This is a genomic window from Microbispora sp. H10885 (assembly GCF_014161415.1).
GTDB classification, from domain to species: Bacteria; Actinomycetota; Actinomycetes; order Streptosporangiales; family Streptosporangiaceae; genus Microbispora; species Microbispora triticiradicis.
Genome location: NZ_JABBWY010000003.1, coordinates 603,703 through 625,246, shown reverse-complemented (window position 1 = coordinate 625,246; position 21,544 = coordinate 603,703). Strand labels below are relative to the sequence as shown.

The following is a 21,544-nucleotide window of genomic DNA, read 5'->3' as shown; positions in this document are numbered from 1 at the left end:
AATCCTTACGCCGTCTAATACAGTTGTCTTAATCATACGTAAAAATCCGCGGCCGCCAAAGGGCGCCCGCTCGGTGAGCGGGCGCCCAGCAGGGCCATGACCATGGGTTACAGCGTCTCAAGCTCGTTGTCGAGGATCGCGAACAGTTCGTCGGCGGTGGCCGAGCCGAGATCGACCTCCGGCGCCGGGAGCTTGGCGGCGAAGAGGTCCACCAGGTGGCGGGCGACCGCCGCGGCCGTCGGGTAGTCGAAGATGAGCGTGGGGGGCAGCCGGTGCCCGGTCGCCGTGTTGAGCCGGTTCCGCAGCTCCAGCGCGCTCAGCGAGTCGAAGCCGAGGTCGAGGAAGCCGCGGTCCGGGCCGATCGCCGTGTTCCTGTCGTGGCCGAGCACGGCCGCGGCGTGGGTGCGCACCAGGTCGAGCACCACCCGCTCGCGGTCGGCCGGGGCCAGCTCGGCCAGGCTCGCGGCGAGGTCCGAGGCGGCCGGTCGGCCGTCCGCCTCGGCGGCCACCCGCCGGATCCTCCGGCTGCGCAGGCCGCGCAGCAGCGCGGGCACCTCGTCGGTGCGGGCGTCAAGCGCGGTCTGGTCCACCCGCAACGGCACCAGCGCCGGGGTTCCGGCGCCCAGCGCGGCGTCGAACAGCGCCAGCCCGTCGGAGGGTGACAACGGCGGCAGTCCCTGCCGCCGCATCCGCTGCCGGTCGGCCTCGCCGAGCCCCGTGCTCAGGCCGGTGTCGACGTCCCACAGCCCGAACGCCATGGACGTCGCGGGCAGGCCCGCCGCCGTACGGTGGACGGCCAGCGCGTCGAGGAAGACGTTCGCGGCGGCGTAGCCGGCCTGTCCGGCGGCGAGCACCTGGCCGCCGGCCGAGGAGACGAGGACGAACGCCGACAGATCCAGCCCGGCGGTCAGCTCGTGCAGGTGCCACGCCCCGTCGGCCTTGGCTCGCAGCGACAGGTCGACGTCGGCCGGGGTGATCGTGTTGATCAGGGCGTTCTCCGCGACGCCCGCCGCGTGCACGACGCCGGTCAGCGGGCGCTCGTGCGGGACCTCGGCGAGCAGCGCCGCGACGGCGTCCCGGTCCGACACGTCGCAGGCGGCCACGGACACCTCCGCGCCGAGCCCGCGCAGCTCCTCGGCCAGTTCCGCCGCGCCGGGCGCGGCGGGGCCGCGCCTGCCGGCGAGCAGCAGGCTCCGCACGCCGTGCTCGGCGACCAGGTGCCGGGCGATCACGGCGCCGAGCCCGCCCGTGCCGCCGGTGATCAGCACCGTCCCCGTGGCCGGCCACGGGGTCCTGTCCTCGGCCGCGAGAGCGTCGGCGGTCACGGGTGCGGGCACGCGGGCGAGCCTGGGCACCAGGACCTCCCCGCCCCGCACCGCGACCTCCGGCTCGCCGGACGCCGCGGCGGCGGCGATCACCCGCTCGCCGGCCTCCGCGTCGACGTCGACCACGGCGAACCGGCCGTGGTTCTCCGCCGCCGCGGCCCGCGCCAGGCCCCACACGGGCGCCTGGCCGACGTCGATCGCCTCGTCGTGGACGCGGACGCCGTTCCGGGTCAGCAGGACCAGCCGGGAGTCGGCGTACCGCCGGTCGGCCAGCCACGCCTGGACCGCGCCGAGCGCCCGCCCGCAGGCGGCCCTTACGGCGGCGGGCACGTCCGCGGTGTCGCCGCCGTCGCCGAAGCACCGGAAGGCCACCACCTCGGGCACGCTCGCGCCCAGCTCGGACAGGTCGTCCACGACGGGGACCGCGTCCGCGCCCGGCGGCGGGACGTCCGGCCTCGTCCACTCCACCCGCAGCAGCTCCGCGCCGGTCGGCGTGCGCAGCGCGCCGGCGTCCACGGCGCGGGAGACCAGCGCGTCCACCGACAGCACCGGCCGCCCGGACCAGTCGGCCACCAGGACCCCGGTGACCTCCTCGCGGCCCTGGCGGCGGATCCGCACCCGCAACGCGGAGGCTCCCGTCGCGTGCAGCGACACCCCCGTCCACGCGTACGGCAGGAGGGTCTGCCCCGCGCTTTCCTCGTCCAGCAGGTCGGCGTGCATCGCGGCGTCGAGCAGCGCCGGGTGGATGCCGAACCGGCCCGGTTCCACGTGCTCGGGCAGCACGACCTCGGCGAACCAGTCGTCGCCGTCCCGCCAGGCGGCCCGCAGGCCCTGGAACGCCGGGCCGTAGTCGTACCCGCGGTCGGCGAGGCGCTCGTACGCGCGGTCCAGGTCCACCGGAGTCGCGCCGGGCGGCGGCCACTCGGCGAGCTCCGGCTCGGGCGCCGGCGCGACCGCCGCCGAGAGCACGCCCTGCGCGTGCCGGGTCCAGGGGGCGTCGAGCGGCCCGCCCGCGGTCCTGGAGTAGACGGTCACCGCCCGGCGGCCGGTGTCGTCCGCCACGCCGAGACTCACCTGCACCTCGACCGGCGCGTCGCCGAGCACCAGCGGCGCGTGCAGGGTGAACTCGTCCAGGGTGGGGCAGCCGACGTGGTCGCCCGCGGCGATCGCGAGCTCGACCAGGCCGGTCCCGGGGAACAGCACGGTGCCGGAGATGGCGTGGTCGGGCACCCACGGCTGGGCCTGCGCGGACAGCCGCCCGGTCAGCAGCAGCCCGCCGGTGTCCGGCACGGCGACCACCGCGGTGAGCAGCGGATGGTCGACGGCCCGCTGCCCGAGGCCCGTCGCGTTCGCGGTCGTGCCGCACTCCTCCTCGGACCAGTACCGGCGGCGGGCGAAGGCGGTGGTCGGCAGGTCCGCCACGCGCGCGCCGCGGCCCTCGAACAACGCGGGCCAGGAGACGGGCACACCGCCGGTGTGCAGGCGGCCGAGGGCGGTGAGCAGTGCCCGCGTCTCTGGCACGGTGCGGGCGAGCAGGGCGACGGTCTCGGCCCGGCCGGGTTCGAGCATCTCCCCCGCCAGGCCGGCGAGCGCGCCGTCCGGGCCGATCTCGACGAACCGGTCGGCTCCGGCGCCGGCCAGGAAGCGGACGGCGTCGGCGAAGCGGACCGCGTCCCGCGCGTGCCGCACCCAGTAGTCCGCCGACCAGGTGCCGGCGGGCGCCGGTTCGCCGGTCACCGTGGACACGACGGGGACGCGCGGCTCGCCGTACGCGATCTCGGCCGCGACCGCCGCGTACTCGGCGAGCATCGGCTCCATCAGCGGCGAGTGGAACGCGTGCGACACGCGGAGCCTGCTGGTCTTGCGGCCGAGGGCGGCGAAGTGGGCGGCGATCGCCTCCGCCTCTTCCGCGTCGCCGGAGACGACGACGGAGCCCGGGCCGTTGACGGCGGCGACGCCGACCCGGCCGGTGAGCAGGGGCAGCACCTCCTCCTCGGCCGCCGCGACGGCGATCATCGCGCCGCCCGGGGGCAGCGCCTGCATGAGCGTCCCGCGCGCCGCGACGAGCCGCGCCGCGTCGGACAGGGACAGCACACCGGCGACGTGGGCCGCGGCCAGTTCGCCGATCGAGTGGCCGGTGAGGTAGTCGGGCGTCACGCCGAACGACTCCAGCAGCCGGTAGAGCGCGACCTCCAGCGCGAACAGCGCCGGCTGGGCGGACCCGGTCCGGGCCAGCGCCTCCGCGTCGCCGCCCCAGACGACCTCCCGCAGCGGGCGGGCCAGCCAGCCCTCCAGCGCGGCGACCGCCTCGTCGAACGCCGACGCGAAGACCCCGAACGTGCCGTGCAGCTCCCGGCCCATGCCGAGCCGCTGCGTCCCCTGCCCGGCGAACAGGAAGGCGGTGCGGTGCGCGGCGGCCTCGCCGCGCCACAGGTTCGGCCGGGCGCCGCCGTCGGCGAGCGCGGACAGCCCGGCCACCGCCTCGTCCCGGTCCGCGGCGATCACGACGGCGCGGTGTTCGTGGACGGCCCGGCCGGTGGCCAGGGTGGCGGCGATGTCGAGCAGGTCCGGGGCCGACACGGCGGCCGGCCCGGCGACCAGGCGGGTCCGCAGCGAACCGGCCTGCGCGCGCAGGCTCTCCTCCGTACGGGCGGACACGAGCAGGGGGACGACCGGCAGGGGCAGGCGGGCGGGCGCGGGCGGCTCCTCCGGGGCCTCGCCGATGATGACGTGCGCGTTGGTCCCGCTCATCCCGAACGACGACACCCCCGCGTAGCGCGGCCGCTCGCCGGCCGGCCACTGCCGCACCTCCCGCAGCGGCTCCGCCCGGCCGGCCGACCAGTCCACGTGCGGGGTCGGCTCGTCGAGGTGGAGGATCTTCGGGAGCACCCCGTTGCGCAGCGCCTGCACCATCTTGATGACCCCGGCGACGCCCGCCGCGGCCTGGGTGTGACCGAGGTTCGACTTGATCGAGCCGATCAGCAGGGGTGAGCCGTCCTCGGGCCGCTGCCTGCCGTAGGTGGCGAGCAGGGCCTGCGCCTCGATCGGGTCGCCGAGGGTGGTGCCCGTGCCGTGGGCCTCGACCACGTCCACGTCGGCCGGGGAGAGCCCGGCGTTGCGCAGCGCCTGGCGGATCACCCGCTGCTGGGACGGCCCGTTCGGCGTGGTCATCCCGCTGGACGCGCCGTCGGAGTTGATCGCCGACCCGCGCAGCACGGCGAGCACCGGATGCCCGTTGCGGCGCGCGTTCGAGAGGGTCTCCAGCAGCACCACGCCGGCGCCCTCGGAGCAGCCCGTGCCGTCCGCGTCGGCGGAGAACGACTTGCACCGGCCGTCCCTGGCCAGGCCGCGCTGGGTGTTGAAGAAGACGAACATGTCCGGGTTCGCCATCACGGTCACGCCGCCGGCCAGCGCGAGCGAGCACTCCCCCGTACGCAGCGCCTGGGCGGCCAGGTGGACGGCGACCAGCGACGACGAGCAGGCGGTGTCGATCGTGACCGCCGGGCCCTGCAGGCCGAGGGTGAACGCCACCCGGCCGGTGACGTCGCTGCCGCCGCTGGTGCCGAACCCGTAGTCGTGGTACATCACGCCGCCGAACACGCCGGTGGTGCTGCCGTTCAGCGAGGCCGGGTCGATGCCGGCCCGTTCGAAGGCCTCCCAGCTCACCTCCAGCAGGAGCCGTTGCTGCGGGTCCAGCGTCAGCGCCTCCCGCGGCGAGATGCCGAAGAAGTCGGCGTCGAAGTCCGCCGCGTCGTAGAGGAACCCGCCCTCGCGGGCGATGCTGTGGCCGGGTTTGCCGGGCTCCGGGTCGTACAGGCCCTCCAGGTCCCAGCCCCGGTCGGCCGGGAAGGCGGACACCCCGTCCCTGCCGTCCACGGCGAGCTGGAACAGCTCCTCGGGCGTGGTGACCCCGCCCGGATACCGGCACGCCATACCGATGATCGCGATCGGCTCGGTCGCCGCCGCCGCGAGTTCCGCGTTGCGCTGCCGCAACGCCTCGTTGTCCAGCAGAGATTTCCGCAGCGCCGCGACAATCTCCTCAACCGGGACGTCCATGTACCCCTCCTGCTCAGTTCGACCCGGACAACGCCGCGCGCACAAGGTCGCTGACCGTCATGTCGTTGATTTCCTGCATCGTCGGCAGGCTCGGCTCCGCCTGCCCCTCCTCCGGAGACGCCTCGTCGGGCAGGCCGGGCAGCAGCTCCTCCCGCAGGTAGCCGGACAGCTCCCGCGGGTTCGGATAGTCGAACATCAGCGTCGCCGGCAGCCGCAGCCCGGTGGCCGCCGACAGCCGGTTGCGCAGTTCGATCGCGGCCAGCGAGTCCAGGCCCAGCTCGGTGAAGCCCCTGGCGACGTCGATCGCGTCCGGGTCGGCGTGCCGCACGGCCGCCACCTCCGCCCGCACCAGGTCGAGCAGGATCCGGTCCCGGTCGGCCGGTCCGGCGTCCGCCAGCCGCTCGGCGAGGGTCCGCTCCGCCGGCCGCGCCGCCTCGGACCGCGCCTTCGCGGGGACGAAACCGGCCAGCATGGGCGGGACGGACTCCGCGGCGGCGAGCGCGGCCCGGTCGAGCCGGAGCGGCACCAGCACCGCGTCCGGCCGGGTCAGCGCGGCGTCGATCAGCGCCAGCCCGTCCTCGGTGGACAGGGCGGGCATGCCGAGCGCGGCCATCCGGCGCTCCTCCGACTCCCCGTCGACGGCCTCGCCGCCGAGCCCGGTCCGCGTCGCCCAGAGCGGGAAGGCCAGCGACGTCGCGGGCCGCCCGGAGGCCGCCCGATGGGCGGCGAGGGCGTCGAGGAAGCGGTTGGCCGCGGCGTAGTTGCCCTGCCCGGCGCCGATCAGCAGTCCGGCGAACGAGGAGAACAGCACGAAGGCGGTCAGATCGGCGTCGGCGGTGAGCTCGTGCAGGTGCCAGGCGCCGTCGACCTTGGGCCGCAGCACCGCCTCGACCTGCGCCGGCGTCAGCGACCCGATCAGCGCGTTGTCCATCACGCCGGCCGCGTGGACCACCGCGCGCAGCGGCCGGTCCGGCGGGATCGCGGCTAGCACGCCGGCCAGCGCGGCCCGGTCGGCCACGTCGCACGCCGCGATCGTCACCTCCGCGCCGAGGCCGGTCAGCTCGCGCTCCAGGCGCCGCGCCTCCTCGGTGTCCCGGCCGCGGCGGCTGGTCAGCAGCAGGTGCCGCACGCCGTGGGCGGTGACGAGGTGCCGGGCGAGGTGCGCGCCGAGCCCGCCGGCGCCGCCGGTGACGAGCACGGTGCCGTCCGGGTCCCACGGCGGCGTCTCACGGTCCGCGGTCGCCGGGGCAAGCCGGGGAACGCGGGCGACGCCCTGCCGCAGCATGATCTCCGCCTCCCCGGACCGGATCGCGGGCAGCAGCACGGCCGTCGACGCCGGGGTGCCGTCGGTGTCGACGAGCACGAACCGGCCGGGGTTCTCCTGCTGGGCCGCCCGGACCAGGCCCCAGACCGGCGCGTGGGCCAGCCCGTCGGTCCCGTCCGCGTCGCCGACGGCGTGCCTGGTGAGGATCACCAGCCGGGAGGCGGCGAGGCGCTCGTCGGCCAGCCAGGAGCGCAGCACGTCCAGCACCTCGTGGACGGCCGCCCGCGTCCGTACGGGGACCTCGGCGGGCTCGGCGAGGCACTGGTGGATCACCAGGTCGGGCACGGGGGCTCCGGCGTCGATCGCCGACACCAGGGCGGCGAGGCCGTCGTGCGCGCCACCGGCGCGCCGCGCGAGACCGAAGTGGTCGGCCCCGGCCAGCACCGGTGCGGTCCCGGCCGTCGCCCCCTCCAGCGGCAGGTCGCGCCATTCGAGCCGCAGGACCGACCCGCCCCGGGGGTCGCCGCCGGCCGTCCCGGTCACCTCCCGCGCGGCGAGCCGCCGCACCGTGGCGACCGTACGGCCCCTGTCGTCGGCCAGCGTCATGGTGGACAGTTCGTCGCCGCGCAGCCTGCGGATGTGCACCCGCAGCGCGGCGGCGCCACCCGTGTGCAGGGTCGTGCCGGTCCAGGCGAACGGGATGACCGTGCGGCCTTCCCGCAGGCCCTGCTCGTCCAGCAGGTCGGCGTGGAAGGTCGCGTCGAGCAGCGCCGGGTGCAGGCCGAACCTCCGCGCGTCGGCCGCGGCCCGCTCGGGCAGGGCGACCTCGGCGTAGACGTCGTCGCCGTCGCGCCAGGCCGCGCGCAGCCCCTGGAACGCCGGGCCGTACTCGTATCCGCGGGCGGCCAGCAGGTCGTACCCGCCGGTGATCGCCGTCTCGGCGGCTCCTGGCGGCGGCCACTGGGTGAGATCGGCGGCGGCCTCGGCGAGGGCGGGATCGTCCTCGGCGGTGAGCGTGCCGGTCGCGTGCCGCGTCCACCCGCCGCCGTCCTCCGGCCGGGTGTGGATGTGGATCACCCGCGCCCCGGCGGAGTCCGGCGGTTCCACGGTGACCTGCAGCGCCAGTGCGCCGCGGCCGGGCACGACGAGCGGCGCCTCCATGATCAGCTCGGCGACCGTGCCGCAGCCCACCTCCTGACCGGCGCGCAGGGCGAGCTCGACCAGGCCGCTGCCGGGCAGCAGGATCCGGCCCCGCACCCGGTGGTCGGCCAGCCAGGGCTGGGTGGCCGTGCACAGCCGCCCGGTCAGCACCACCCGGTCGTCGGGCATGGCCACGACGGCCGACAGCAGCGGATGCGTGGACGCCTGCTGGCCGAGCCCGGTCGCGTCGGCGGCGACCTGCGGCGCGTCGAGCCAGAACCGGCTGTTCTCGAAGGGATAGGTCGGCAGGTCCACCGGCCGTGCGCCGGTTCCGGCGAAGAACGCCCGCCAGTCGACGGCGACGCCGCCGGAGTGCAGGCGGGCGAGCGCGGTCAGGACGGCGGCCGGCTCGGGCCGGTCGCGCCGGGCGGTGGCCGTGAACAGCGCGGTGTCCGGCGCGCTCCGCTGGGCCAGGGCGGTGAGCACGCCGTCCGGGCCGAGTTCGGTGAAGCGGGTGACGCCCGCCGCCGCCAGGGCCGAGACGGCCGCGGCGAAGCGGACCGGGCGCCGGACCTGGTCGACCCAGTAGTCCGCGGTGCACAGCTCCGCCCCGACGACCTCGCCGGTGACCGTCGAGACGACCGGAATCGCCGGGGCCGTGTACGTGAGCGACACGGCGACCGCGCGCAGGCCGTCCAGCATCGGCTCCATGAGCGGCGAGTGGAAGGCGTGCGAGACCCGCAGCCGGGTGGTCTTGCGTCCCGCCGCCGCCAGCTCGGCCGCGATGGCGAGCACCTCGGCCTCGTCGCCGGACAGCACGACCGAGTCGGGCGCGTTGACCGCCGCGATGCCGGCCCGGCCGGTCAGCAGTGGTGTCACCTCGTCCTCGGTGGCCGCGACCGCGACCATCGCGCCGCCGGGCGGCAGCGCCTGCATCAGCGCGCCGCGGGCCGCCACCAGCGCGGCGGCGTCGGGAAGGGAGAGCACCCCGGCGACGTGGGCCGCGGCGAGCTCGCCGATCGAGTGCCCGGCGAGGTAGTCGGGCCGCACCCCCCAGGATTCGAGCAGCCGGTAGAGCGCCACCTCCAGCGCGAACAGGCCGCTCTGGGCGTACACCGTCTGGTTGACCAGATCGGCGTCCTCGCCCCACAGCACCTCGCGCAGCGGCCGGTCACCGTGGTGGTCGGGCCGCCGGTCCAGGTGCCGGTCGAGGTGCCGGTCCAGCTCGGCGAGCACGGCGTCGAACGCCTCCGCGAAGACCGGGAACGCCTCGTACAGCTCGCGGCCCATGCCGGGACGCTGGCTGCCCTGCCCGGTGAACAGGAACGCGGTCTGCCCGCCGGTGCCGGTCACCCCGGTGACGAGATCGGCCACGCCGGGGTCGACGGTGTCCGCGGCGGCCAGCGCGGCCAGGCCGCGCTCCGCCGCGGCGCGCCCGTCGGCGAGCACCACCGCGCGGTGGGCGTGCGCGGCCCGGCCGGTGGCCAGTGAGAAGCCGACGTCGCGAAGGTCCAGCTCCGGCTGGAGCTCCAGATGATTCAGGAGCCGGCCCGCCTGGGCGCGCAGCGCCCGCGGGGTCCGGCCGGAGACCACCAGAGGCACGATCGGCAGGCCGGCGGGACCGGACGACGGCGTCTCCTCGGCCGAGGACTCCTCGGCCGGCGCCTGCTCCAGGATCAGGTGCGCGTTGGTGCCGCTGAGCCCGAACGACGACACCGCCGCCCGGCGCGGCCTGCCCTCCTCGGGCCAGGCCACCGGCTCGGTCAGCAGCCGCACCTGACCGGCGTCCCAGTCCACCTGCGGCGACGGCTGGTCCACGTGCAGGGTGCGCGGCGCCGTCCCCGCCCGCATCGCCATCACCATCTTGATCACACCGGCCACGCCGGCCGCCGCCTGCGTGTGGCCGATGTTCGACTTCACCGACCCCAGCCACAACGGCCGCTCCCGGCCCTGCCCGTACGTCGCGATGATCGCCTGCGCCTCGATCGGGTCGCCCAGCGTCGTCCCCGTACCGTGACCCTCCACCACATCCACGTCAGCCGGGGAAAGCCCGGCCGCCGCCAGCGCCTGCCCGATCACCCGCTGCTGCGACGGACCGTTCGGCGCCGTCAGCCCATTCGACGCGCCATCCTGGTTCACCGCAGAACCACGGATCACCCCCAGCACCCGATGCCCACGCCGCCGCGCATCCGACAACCGCTCAAGCACCAGCAGACCGGCGCCCTCGCCCCACGCGGTGCCGTCGGCCCCTCCGGCGTACGACTTGCACCGGCCGTCGGCGGCCAGCCCCCGCTGGCGGCTGAAGTCGACGAACACCTCCGGCGTCGGCATGACCGTGACACCTCCGGCCAGCGCCAGGTCGATCTCGCCGCGTTGCAGCGCCTGGTGGGCCATGTGCACCGCCACCAGCGACGACGAGCACGCCGTGTCCACGGTGATGGCCGGGCCCTCCAGGCCGAAGGCGTACGCGACCCGTCCGGAGGCGACGCTGGCGGCGCTGCCGTTGCCGAGGTAGCCGGCCAGCTCCTCGGGGACCTCGCGCAGCCTGCTGGCGTACTCGTGGTACATCACCCCGGCGTAGACGCCGGTGCGGCTGCCGCGCGCGGCCCTCGGGTCGATGCCCGCCCGCTCGAACGCCTCCCAGGCCGTCTGCAGCAGCAGCCGCTGCTGCGGGTCCATGGCCAGCGCCTCACGCGGCATGATGCCGAAGAACTCGGGGTCGAACTCGGCGGCGTCGTACAGGAACCCGCCCCGGCGCGTGTAGGTCTTGCCGGGCACACCCGGTTCCGGGTCGTAGACGCCGTCGTCCCAGCCGCGGTCGGCGGGGAACTCGCCGATCGCGTCGACGCCGTCGGCGACCAGCCGCCACAGGTCCTCGGGCGACCGTACGCCTCCGGGGTAGCGGCAGGCCATGCCGACGATCGCGATCGGCTCGTCCGCGACCGGCTCCGCGGCGCGGGTGGCCGGGACGTCCGCGGTGGCTCCACCGGCCCGGTCCGCCACGCTGTCACCCATCAGGACGGCCAGGCGGTCGGCGAGGTGCACGGCGACCGCGCGCGCGGTCGGGTGGTCGAAGACCAGCGTCGCGGGCAGCGTGAGGCCGCTCGACGCGCCCAGCCGGTTGCGGAACTCCATCGCGGCCAGCGAGTCGAAGCCGAGGTCGGTGAACGGGCGGTCCGGGTCGATCTCGCCGGACCCGGCGTGACCGAGCACCGCCGCCACGTCCACGCGTACGAGATCGAGCAGGATCCGGTCGCGGTCGGCGGCGGGCCGGCCGGCCAGGCGGTCGGCGAGGGCGTTGCCGGCCGCCGGCTTCGTGACCGCCTGCGCCTTGGCGCGGGCGGCGAAGGCGCGCAGCGGCGCGGGCAGTTCGTCGGTACGGGCGCGCAGGGCGGCCCGGTCCAGCCTGATCGGCAGTTGCACCGGGTCCGTGCCGCGCAGCGCGACGTCCAGCAGCGCGAGGCTCTCGTCGGCCGACAGCGGCGTGATGCCCTGCCGTTCGATGCGGGCGATGTCGCTCTCGCTGAGCCCTTCCGCCATTCCGGCGCCGGTCCACAGGTGCCACGGCAACGAGAGGGCGGGCAGGCCGTGGGCGTGCCGGTGGGCGGCCAGGCCGTCGAGGAAGGCGTTGGCCGCGGCGTAGTTGCCCTGGCCCGCCCCAGCCAGCGTGCTCGCGGTGCTGGAGAACAGGACGAAGGCGCTGAGGTCCCGGTCGCGGGTCAGCTCGTGCAGGTGCCAGGCCGCGTCGGCCTTGGGCGCGAAGACGGTGTCCAGCCGGTCCGGGGTCAGCGACTCGATCAGCCCGTCGTCCAGCACCCCGGCCGCGTGGACCACCGCCGTCAGGTCCGGCACCTCCTCCAGCAGCCGCGCCACCGCCTCCCGGTCGGCCACGTCACAGGCCACCACCCGCACCTGAGCGCCCAACCCGGTCAGCTCCGCCGCCAGCAGATCGGCCCCGGGCGTGTCCAGGCCGCGACGCCCGGCCAGCACCAGCGACCGCACCCCGTGCGCCGTCACCAGATGCCGCGCCACCCGCGCCCCGACCCCACCGACACCCCCGGTCACCACCACCGCCCCAGCACCGAAACCCACCGGTTCGGTCTCGGGGGTCACGGTGGTCAGGCGCGGGACCCGCACCTGGCCCGCCCGGATCAGCAGTTCGGGCTCACCGGCGGCAACCGCCGCGGCCAGCACCGCCTCCGACTCCTCGGTCCCGTCGATGTCGGCCAGCACGAACCGGCCCGGGTTCTCCTGCTGGGCCGCGCGGACCAGGCCCCACACCGGCGCCGCCGACACGTCCACGTCCTCACCCGGCAGCCCCACCGCACCCCGCGTGACCACCACCAACGGCCCGCCAGGCTCCGGAACGGCCACCTGCTCCTGCACCCGCTCCAGCACCCCGGCCACCACCGACCGCATCCCCGGAAGCGTCTGCGGGGCACCCGAGACGTCCAGGCGGGTGAACTCCTGCTTACCCGTGGCCGGCTGGACCGGGGCAGTAACCGGGGCGGGGACCCAGTCGACCCGGTAGACCCGCTCCCCCACCGACTGCGCCGACATCGCCCGGCACACATACGACTCCACCGACGCCACCGGCGAACCGGAGGCGTCGGCGATCTCCAACGCCACCGCATCCCCCGCGACATCCGCCACCGGAGCGATCCGCACCCGCACCAGCGACGCCCCCGCCGCGAACACACTCACCCCACCGAACGCGAACGGCAACCGCACCGCCCCCGCATCCACCCCCTCAGAACCACTCACCGGATCGGTGGCCACATCGGTCGCCTGCAACACCGCGTCCAGCAACGCCGGATGCACCGCGAACCCACCCGCCTGCACCCCCTCAGGCAACGCGACCTCCGCGAACACCTCCCCCGAACCCCGCCACACCCTCCGCAACCCCCGGAACGCCGGCCCGTACCCATACCCCCGACCGGCCAACTCCGGATACCACGACGACACATCCACCACCTCGGCTCCCCGAGGCGGCCACTCCGCCAGATCGAACCCCGCCACCCCCACGACCGGACCCACCACACCCGACGCGTGCCGCACCCACACCCCGTCCCCATCACCATCCGGACGGGAGAAGATCTGCACCGAGCGCGTCAGGCCGTCACCGGCGGGGCCGAGGACCACCCGCAGGGCGACCCCGCCCTCGGCGGGCAGCACGAGCGGCGCTTCGAGGACGAGCTCGTCGAGGCTGGGGCAGCCCGCCCAGTCGCCCGCCTGCGTCGCCAGCTCGATGAACCCGGTGCCGGGGAACAGGACCCGGCCCGAGATCACGTGGTCGGCCAGCCACGGATGCGTCCGCGGCGAGACACGGCCGGTCAGCACCGCCTCGCCGGACTCCGGCGACTCCACGGCGGCCGACAGGATCGGGTGCGTGATGTGGTCCAGCCCGGCGGCGCCGACATCGCCCGCGCCGTACGTGTACCCGTCGAGCCAGAACCGCCTGCGCTGGAAGGCGTACGTGGGCAGGTCCAGCCCGGCCGGGGCGTCGCCGCCGAAGTACGCGGCCCAGTCGACCGCCACGCCGTGCGCGTACGCCCGGCCGAGGCCGGCGACGAGTTCGCGCACCTCGTCGCGGCCCTTGCGGGCGACGGCGACGAACGCGGCCGCGTCCTCCGCGACGCAGGCCTGCCCCATCGCGGCGAGCACCGCGTCCGGCCCGAGCTCGACGAAGGCGGTGACGTTCCGGGCGGCGAGGTCACCTACGGCGGCGGCGAACCGGACCGGCTCCCGCACGTGCCGCACCCAGTGCTCCGGCGAGCCCAGCTCCTCGGCCGTGGCCAGTGTTCCCGTGAGCGTGGACACCAGGGGGATGGCCGGAGACGCGAACGACAGCTCCTCCGCGACCCCGCGGAAGCCGGCGAGCATCGGCTCCATCAGCGCCGAGTGGAAGGCGTGGCTCACCCGCAGGGGGGTCGTCCGGTGGCCGTCGGCCGCGAGAGCGGCAGCGGCCCGCGACACGGCCGCCTCGTCACCGGAGATGACGACCGACTCCGGCCCGTTGACCGCCGCGATGTCCACGCCGTCGCCGAGCAGCGGGCGCACCCGCTCCTCGGCCGCGCGTACGGCGACCATCGCCCCTCCGGTCGGCAGGGCCTGCATCAGGCTGCCCCGCGCGGCGACCAGGCGGGCCGCGTCCGCCAGGGACAGCACCCCGGCCACGTGCGCGGCGGCCAGCTCCCCGATCGAGTGCCCGGCGACGTAGTCCGGCCGCGTCCCCCACGACTCCAGCAGCCGGTAGAGGGAGACCTCCAGCGCGAACAGCGCGGCCTGGGCGTAGCCGGTCTGGTTGACCAGATCGGCGTCCTCGCCCCACAGCACCTCGCGCAGCGGCCGGTCCAGATGGCGGTCCAGCTCGGCGAGCACGGCGTCGAACGCCTCGGCGAAGACCGGGAAGGCGCCGTACAGCTCGCGGCCCATGCCGAGGCGCTGGCTGCCCTGCCCGGTGAACAGGAACGCCACCCTGCCCTCGCGGGCAGCCCCGGCGGGCGTGGAGCCGTCCGCCAGCGCGGCGAGGCCGGCCGCGAGCTCGGCCCGGTCCGCGCCGGTCACGACGGCCCGGCATTCGAGCGCGGCGCGTGTGGTGGCGAGGGCGCGGCCGAGCTCGCCGATCTCCGCGTCCGGCAGTGTCTCCAGGTACGGCAGCAGCCGTCCGGCCTGGGCGCGCAGCGCCTGCGGGGTGCGGCCCGACACGACCAGCGGCACGGTCGCGGGGGCGGGCCGCGGTTCCCGTACGGGTTCACCCGGCGCCGACTCGACGATCACGTGGGCGTTGGTGCCGCTGATCCCGAACGACGACACCGCCGCCCGGCGCGGCCTGCCCTCCTCGGGCCAGGCCACCGGCTCGGTCAGCAGCCGCACCTGACCGGCGTCCCAGTCCACCTGGGGTGAGGGCTCCGCGGCGTGCAGCGACCTGGGCAGCTCGCCATGGCGCATCGCCATCACCATCTTGATCACACCGGCCACGCCGGCCGCCGCCTGAGTGTGCCCGATGTTCGACTTCACCGACCCCAGCCACAACGGCCGCTCCCGGCCCTGCCCGTACGTCGCGATGATCGCCTGCGCCTCGATCGGGTCACCCAGCGTCGTCCCCGTACCGTGACCCTCCACCACATCCACGTCAGCCGGGGAAAGCCCGGCCGCCGCCAGCGCCTGCCCGATCACCCGCTGCTGCGACGGACCGTTCGGCGCCGTCAGCCCATTCGACGCACCGTCCTGGTTCACCGCAGAACCACGGATCACCCCCAGCACCCGATGCCCACGCCGCCGCGCATCCGACAACCGCTCAAGCACCAGCAGACCGATGCCCTCGCTCCAGCCGACGCCGTCCGCGCCCGCGCCGAACGACTTGCACCGGCCGTCGGCGGCCAATCCGCGCTGGCGGCTCATGTCCACGAAGGTGTCGGGGGTGGACATGACGGTGACGCCGCCCGCGAGGGCCAGGTCGCACTCTCCCCCGCGCAGCCCGGCGGCGGCCAGGTGGATGGTGACCAGCGACGACGAGCACGCCGTGTCCACGGTCATCGCCGGGCCCTCCAGCCCGAAGACGTACGCGACCCGCCCGGACGCGACACCGGCCAGGCTGCCGTTGCCGTGGTAGGCGGCGATCTCCTCGGGCAGCGGGCCGAGCCGCAGGCCCCAGTCGTGGTACATGACCCCCGCGTAGACGCCGGTGCGGCTGCCGCGCACGGACCTCGGGTCGATGCCCGCCCGCTCGAACGCCTCCCAGGAGACCTCCAGCAGCAGCCGCTGCTGCGGGTCCATGGCCTGTGCCTCGCGCGGGCTGATGCCGAAGAAGTCGGCGTCGAAGTCGGCCGCGTCGTACAGGAAACCGCCTTCGCGGGTGTAGCTGGTGGCGGGGCGGCTCAGCTCGGGGTCGTACACGTCGTGCGGCCAGCCCCGGTCGGTGGGGAATTCGCCGATCGCGTCGACGCCGTCGGCGACCAGCCGCCACAGGTCCTCGGGCGACCGTACGCCGCCGGGGTAGCGGCAGGCCATGCCGACGATCGCGATGTCCTCGGTGGGGGCGATGGCGACGGTGGTCTCCTGACGGGCCCGCACCGGCTTCGCGTCGATCGTCTCGGCCAGGTGGGTGGCGAGCGCGAGGGGCGTGGGGTAGTCGAAGACCAGGGTCGCGCTCAGCTTGAGGCCGCTGATCGCGTTGAGCCGGTTGCGCAGTTCCACGGCCGCGAGCGAGTCGAAGCCGAGTTCGTTGAACGCGCGCGCGGGCGCGACGGCGGCGCCGCTCTCGTGCCCGAGTACGGCGGCTGCCTCGGCGCGGACCACCTCGACCAGGGCGTCGACACGCGCGGCGCCGGACAGGCCGGCCACCCGCTCGGCGAGGCCGCCGGCACCGCCGGTGGAGGCGTTGCGGGCGCCGGCGCGCTTCGTCGCCGGGCGCACCAGGCCGCGCAGCAGCGTCGGGATCCCGTCGGCGCGTTCGCGGACCACCCGGTGGTCCACCCGGACCGGGACCACAGCGGGCAGTCCGCTGCGTATTCCGGCGTCCAGCAGCGCGAGGTTCTCCTCGGACGACAGCGGCACCAGCCCCGAGCGCGCGATGCGCGCCAGTGCGGCCTCGTCCAGTCCTGCGCCCATTCCCGCGCCGGCCCACAGGCCCCAGGCCAGCGAGGTGGCGGGCAGGCCGTGGGCGTGCCGGTGGGCGGCCAGGCCGTCGAGGAAGGCGTTGGCCGCGGCGTAGTTGCCCTGACCGGGCGCGTCGAACAGGGTCGCCGTGGAGGAGAACAGGACGAAGGCGCTGAGGTCCCGGTCGCGGGTCAGCTCGTGCAGGTGCCAGGCCGCGTCGGCCTTGGGCGCGAAGACGGTGTCCAGCCGGTCCGGGGTCAGCGACTCGATCAGCCCGTCGTCCAGCACCCCGGCCGCGTGGACCACCGCCGTCAGGTCCGGCACCTCCTCCAGCAGCCGCGCCACCGCCTCCCGGTCGGCCACGTCACAGGCCACCACCCGCACCTGAGCGCCCAACCCGGTCAGCTCCGCCGCCACCAGGTCGGCCCCGGGCGTGTCCAGGCCGCGACGCCCGGCCAGCACCAGCGACCGCACCCCGTGCGCCGTCACCAGATGCCGCGCCACCCGCGCCCCGACCCCACCGACACCCCCGGTCACCACCACCGCCCCAGCACCGAAACCCACCGGTTCGGTCTCGGGGGTCACGGTGGTCAGGCGCGGGACTCGCACCTGGCCCGCGCGGATCAGCAGTTCGGGCTCACCGGCGGCAACCGCCGCGGCCAGCACCGCCTCCGACTCCTCGGTCCCGTCGATGTCGGCCAGCACGAACCGGCCCGGCCACTCGGCCATCGCCGACCGCACCAGGCCCCACACCGGCGCCGCCGACACGTCCACATCCTCACCCGGCAGCCCCACCGCACCCCGCGTGACCACCACCAACGGCCCGCCAGGCTCCGGAACGGCCACCTGCTCCTGCACCCGCTCCAACACCCCGGCCGCCACCGACCGCATCCCTGACAGGACCCCAGAGGGTGCTTCCGCCTGCGCGTCCGGCAGCGCACTTGACGAGGCTTCGCGGGTGACGGGGACGTCAAAGCGGGTGAACTCCTGCTTCCCCGCGGCCGACTGGGCCGGGGCGGGGACCGGAGCGGGGACCCAGTCGACCCGGTAGACCCGCTCCCCCACCGACTGCGCCGACATCGCCCGGCACACATACGACTCCACCGACGCCACCGGCGCACCAGAGGCGTCGGCGATCTCCAACGCCACCGCATCCCCCGCCACATCCGCCACCGGAGCGATCCGCACCCGCACCAGCGACGCCCCAGCCGCGAACACACTCACCCCGCCGAACGCGAACGGCAACCGCACCGCCCCCGCATCCACCCCCTCAGAACCACTCACCGGATCGGTGGCCACATCGGTCGCCTGCAACACCGCGTCCAGCAACGCCGGATGCACCGCGAACCCACCCGCCTGCACCCCCTCAGGCAACGCGACCTCCGCGAACACCTCCCCCGAACCCCGCCACACCCTCCGCAACCCCCGGAACGCCGGCCCGTACCCATACCCCCGACCGGCCAACTCCGGATACCACGACGACACATCCACCACCTCGGCCCCCCGAGGCGGCCACTCCGCCAGATCGAACCCCGCCACCCCCACGACCGGACCCACCACACCCGACGCGTGCCGCACCCACACCCCGTCCCCATCACCATCCGGACGGGAGAAGACGTCGACCACTCGCCGGCCGGCGTCGTCGGGTTCGGCCACGACGACCTGGACCGACACTCCGCCGCGGTCGGGCACGACCAGCGGGGCGTGCAGGGTCAGGTCCTCGACCTGCGGGCAGCCGGCCTGGTCACCGGCGTACACGGCCAGTTCGAGCAGGGCGGTGCCCGGGAGCAGGACCCGGCCCGAGATCACGTGGTCGGCCAGCCAGGGGTGGGTCCGCAGGGAGAGGCGGCCGGTCAGCACGACGCGGTCCTCTCCGGCGGCGCGCAGCACGGCGCCGAGGAGCGGGTGGTCCGCGGGCGCCTGGCCGAGGCCCAGCGCGTCGTTCGGCTCCTGCGGAGACATCCAGAAACGCCTGCCCTGGAAGGCGTACGTGGGCAGGTCGACGCGGCGGGCCCCCGGGCCGTACGCCGATCCCTCCAGGGCGGCGCCGCGCGTGTGGGCGACGGCGACCGCGGTCAGCAGCTGACGCACCTCGCCGCGGTCCCGCCGCAGCACGGGCACGAAGGCGAGGTCGCCGGAAGCGTCGGCGAGGCAGTCCTGGGCCATCGCGCTGAGCACGCCGTCCGGCCCGATCTCCACGAACGTGTCCACGCCTCTGGCGTGCAGCGCGGCGACGCCGTCGCGGAACCGCACGGCGTCGCGGACGTGCCGCACCCAGTAGTCCGGCGAGCACAGCTCCTCGGCGGTGGCGAGTTCGCCGGTCACCGTGGAGACGACCGGCACGCTCGGCGGCGAGTACGTCAGGATCCCGGCCACCCGCCCGAACTCGGCGAGCATCGGCTCCATCAGCGGCGAGTGGAAGGCGTGGCTCACCCGCAGCCGCCTGGTCTTGCGGCCGTCGGCCTCGAAGCGGGCCGCGACGGCCAGCACCTCCGCCTCGTCGCCCGACACGACGACCGACCGGGGGCCGTTGACCGCCGCGATCCCGGCGCGGCCGGTGAGCAGCGGCGTCACCTCGTCCTCGGCGGCCTGGATGGCGACCATCGCGCCGTCGGCCGGGAGGGCCTGCATCAGACGGCCGCGCGCGGCGACCAGCGTGGCCGCGTCCTCGAGCGACAGCACCCCGGCCACGTGCGCGGCGGCCAGCTCCCCGATCGAGTGCCCGGCGACGTAGTCCGGCCGCACCCCCCACGACTCCAGCAGCCGGTAGGCGGCGACCTGCAGAGCGAACAAGGCCGGCTGCGCGTACGCCGTCTGGTGGAGGAGATCGGCCTCGGGGGTGCCGGGCTCGGCGAACAGCACGTCCAGGAGCGGGCGGTCGAGCTGGAGGTCCAGATATCCGGCGGCGTCGTCGAGGGCGGCGGCGAAGACGGGATACGTCCCGCACAGCTCGCGGCCCATGTGCAGGCGCTGGCTGCCCTGGCCGGTGAACAGGTACGCCAGCGCGCCGCCGGTGACGCTCCCCCTGACCACGTCCGGGCCGCTCTCGCCCTGGGACAGGGCGCGCAGCCCGCGCAGGCACTCGTCCCGGCCGGTGGCCAGGACGACCGCCCGGTCCGGGAACGCCGTACGGGTGGTCACCAGGGAGTATCCGGCGTCGGCGGGCGTCACGGTGTCGTCGGCCGCGAGCAGGTCGTGCAGCCGGGCCGCCTGGGCGCGCAGCGCGTCGTCTCCCCGGGCCGACACCGGAACCAGGCACGGCGCCGTCGTCAGGTCCGGCACCGTCTCTTCGGGCGCCGTCTCTTCGGGCGCCGTCGCCGTGTCCGCGGACGGTGCCGAGGGCGCCGCGGCGCCGTCCACCGGCCGCGTCCCGGTACCGGAAGTGTCGTCCGCCGGCGGCGTGGAGGCGGCGGCGGCGTCCGACGGCGGTTCCTCGATGATCACGTGGGCGTTGGTGCCGCTGACGCCGAACGCCGATATGCCCGCCCGTCGCGGCCGTCCGTTCTCCTGCCAGGGCACGGGCTCGGTCAGCAGCGACACCCGGCCCGCCGACCAGTTCACGGCCGACGACGGCTGGTCGACGTGCAGGGTCTTCGGCAGCACCCCGTGCCGCATGGCCAGCACCATCTTGATCAGGCCGACGACGCCGGCCGCCGCCTGGGTGTGGCCGATGTTCGACTTCACCGATCCCAGCCACAGCGGGTCGTCCTGCTCGCGGCCCTGGCCGTACGTGTCGATGATCGCCTGCGCCTCGATGGGGTCGCCGAGCGTGGTGCCGGTGCCGTGCGCCTCGACCACGTCCACGTCGGACGCCGCGAGCCCCGCGTCGGCGAGCGCCTGCCGGATCACCAGGCGCTGGGCGCGGCCGCTCGGCGCGGTCAGGCCGTTGGACGCGCCGTCCTGGTTGATCGCCGACCCGCGCAGGATCGCGTGCACGGTGTGGCCGTTGCGGCGCGCGTCCGACAGCCGCTCCAGTACCAGCACCGCCGCGCCCTCGGAGAAGCCGGTGCCGTCGGCGGCCTCGGCGAACGGCTTGCAGATCCCGTCCGGCGCGAGACCGCGCAGCCTGCTGAACGCGGTGAACACCCCGGGGCTGCTCAGCACGGCCACGCCGCCCACCAGCGCGAGGCCGCACTCGCCGTTGCGCAGGGCCTGCGCCGCGACGTGCACCGCGACGAGCGAGCCCGAGCAGGCGGTGTCGATCGCGAGCGCCGGTCCGAGCAGCCCGAGCGTGTACGCCACCCGGCCGGCCACCACGCTGGTCGCGTTGCCGGTGATCAGGTAGCCGTCGAGCCCGTCGGGCGCGTCGGCGATGCGGGGGCCGTACTCCTGGGGCTCGACCCCGATGTAGACGCCGGACCGGCTGCCCGCGAGCGAGGCCGGGTCGATGCCGGCGCGCTCGATCGCCTCCCAGGCGGTCTCCAGCACGAGCCGCTGCTGCGGGTCCATGGTCTGCGCCTCGCGCGGGCTGATGCCGAAGAAGTCCGCGTCGAAGAGCGTCGCCTCCGGCAGGAAGCCGCCGCGCCGCAGGTAGGTGGTGCCGGGCTGGTCCGGGTCGGGGTCGAACAGCCGCTCCAGGTCCCAGCCGCGGTCGTCGGGGAAGTCGGTGAGAACGTGCCGGCCGTCGTCGACCAGGCGCCACAGCCCCTCGGGCGAGTCGACCCCGCCGGGCAGGCGGCAGCCGATGCCGACGATGGCGATCGGCTCGTCAGCGGCCTGCCTCTCGCCGGCGACCGGCTCCGGGCCGGTCTCAGGGCCGGTGTCCCCGAGCAGTTCCGTACGGAGGAAGGCGGCGAGGGACGCCGGTGTCGGGTGGTCGAAGGCGGCGCTCACCCCCAGCGCGAGCCCGGTCACGGCGTTGAGCAGGCTCTGCAGTTCGACCAGGGCGATCGAGTCGAGACCGAGATCCCGGAACGCCCGGCGGGGCGAGACCTCGGCCGGGTCGTCCGGCCGGAACTTCCGCAGCACGGCCGCCGTCTGCGTACACACCAGATCGAGCAGCACGCGGTTTTGCTCGGCGAGCGGCAGACCGGTCAGGCGGGCGGCCAGCGCCGCTCCTCCGTCCGGTATGCGCGCTGCCCACGACCCGTCGAACCCAGACTCAGACATGGCGTACCTCTGCCGAAATATAGGTGCCTGAAAAGGCAGACACATCTCA

2 protein-coding genes are annotated in these 21,544 nt (G+C 75.4%); both read right to left on the bottom strand.

The window, feature by feature from the left end:
* Positions 1-107 precede the first annotated feature (107 nt).
* On the bottom strand, positions 108-5,381 hold the full coding sequence (locus HHX37_RS10915; RefSeq protein ID WP_182885311.1) for a type I polyketide synthase: 5,274 nt from the start codon (positions 5,379-5,381) through the stop codon (positions 108-110).
* Between the two features lie 13 nt (positions 5,382-5,394).
* Positions 5,395-21,495 carry a type I polyketide synthase gene (locus HHX37_RS10910; protein WP_182885310.1) on the bottom strand — a complete coding sequence of 5,367 codons (16,101 nt, stop codon included), beginning with the start codon at positions 21,493-21,495 and terminating at the stop codon, positions 5,395-5,397.
* Between the last annotated feature and the right edge of the window lie 49 nt (positions 21,496-21,544).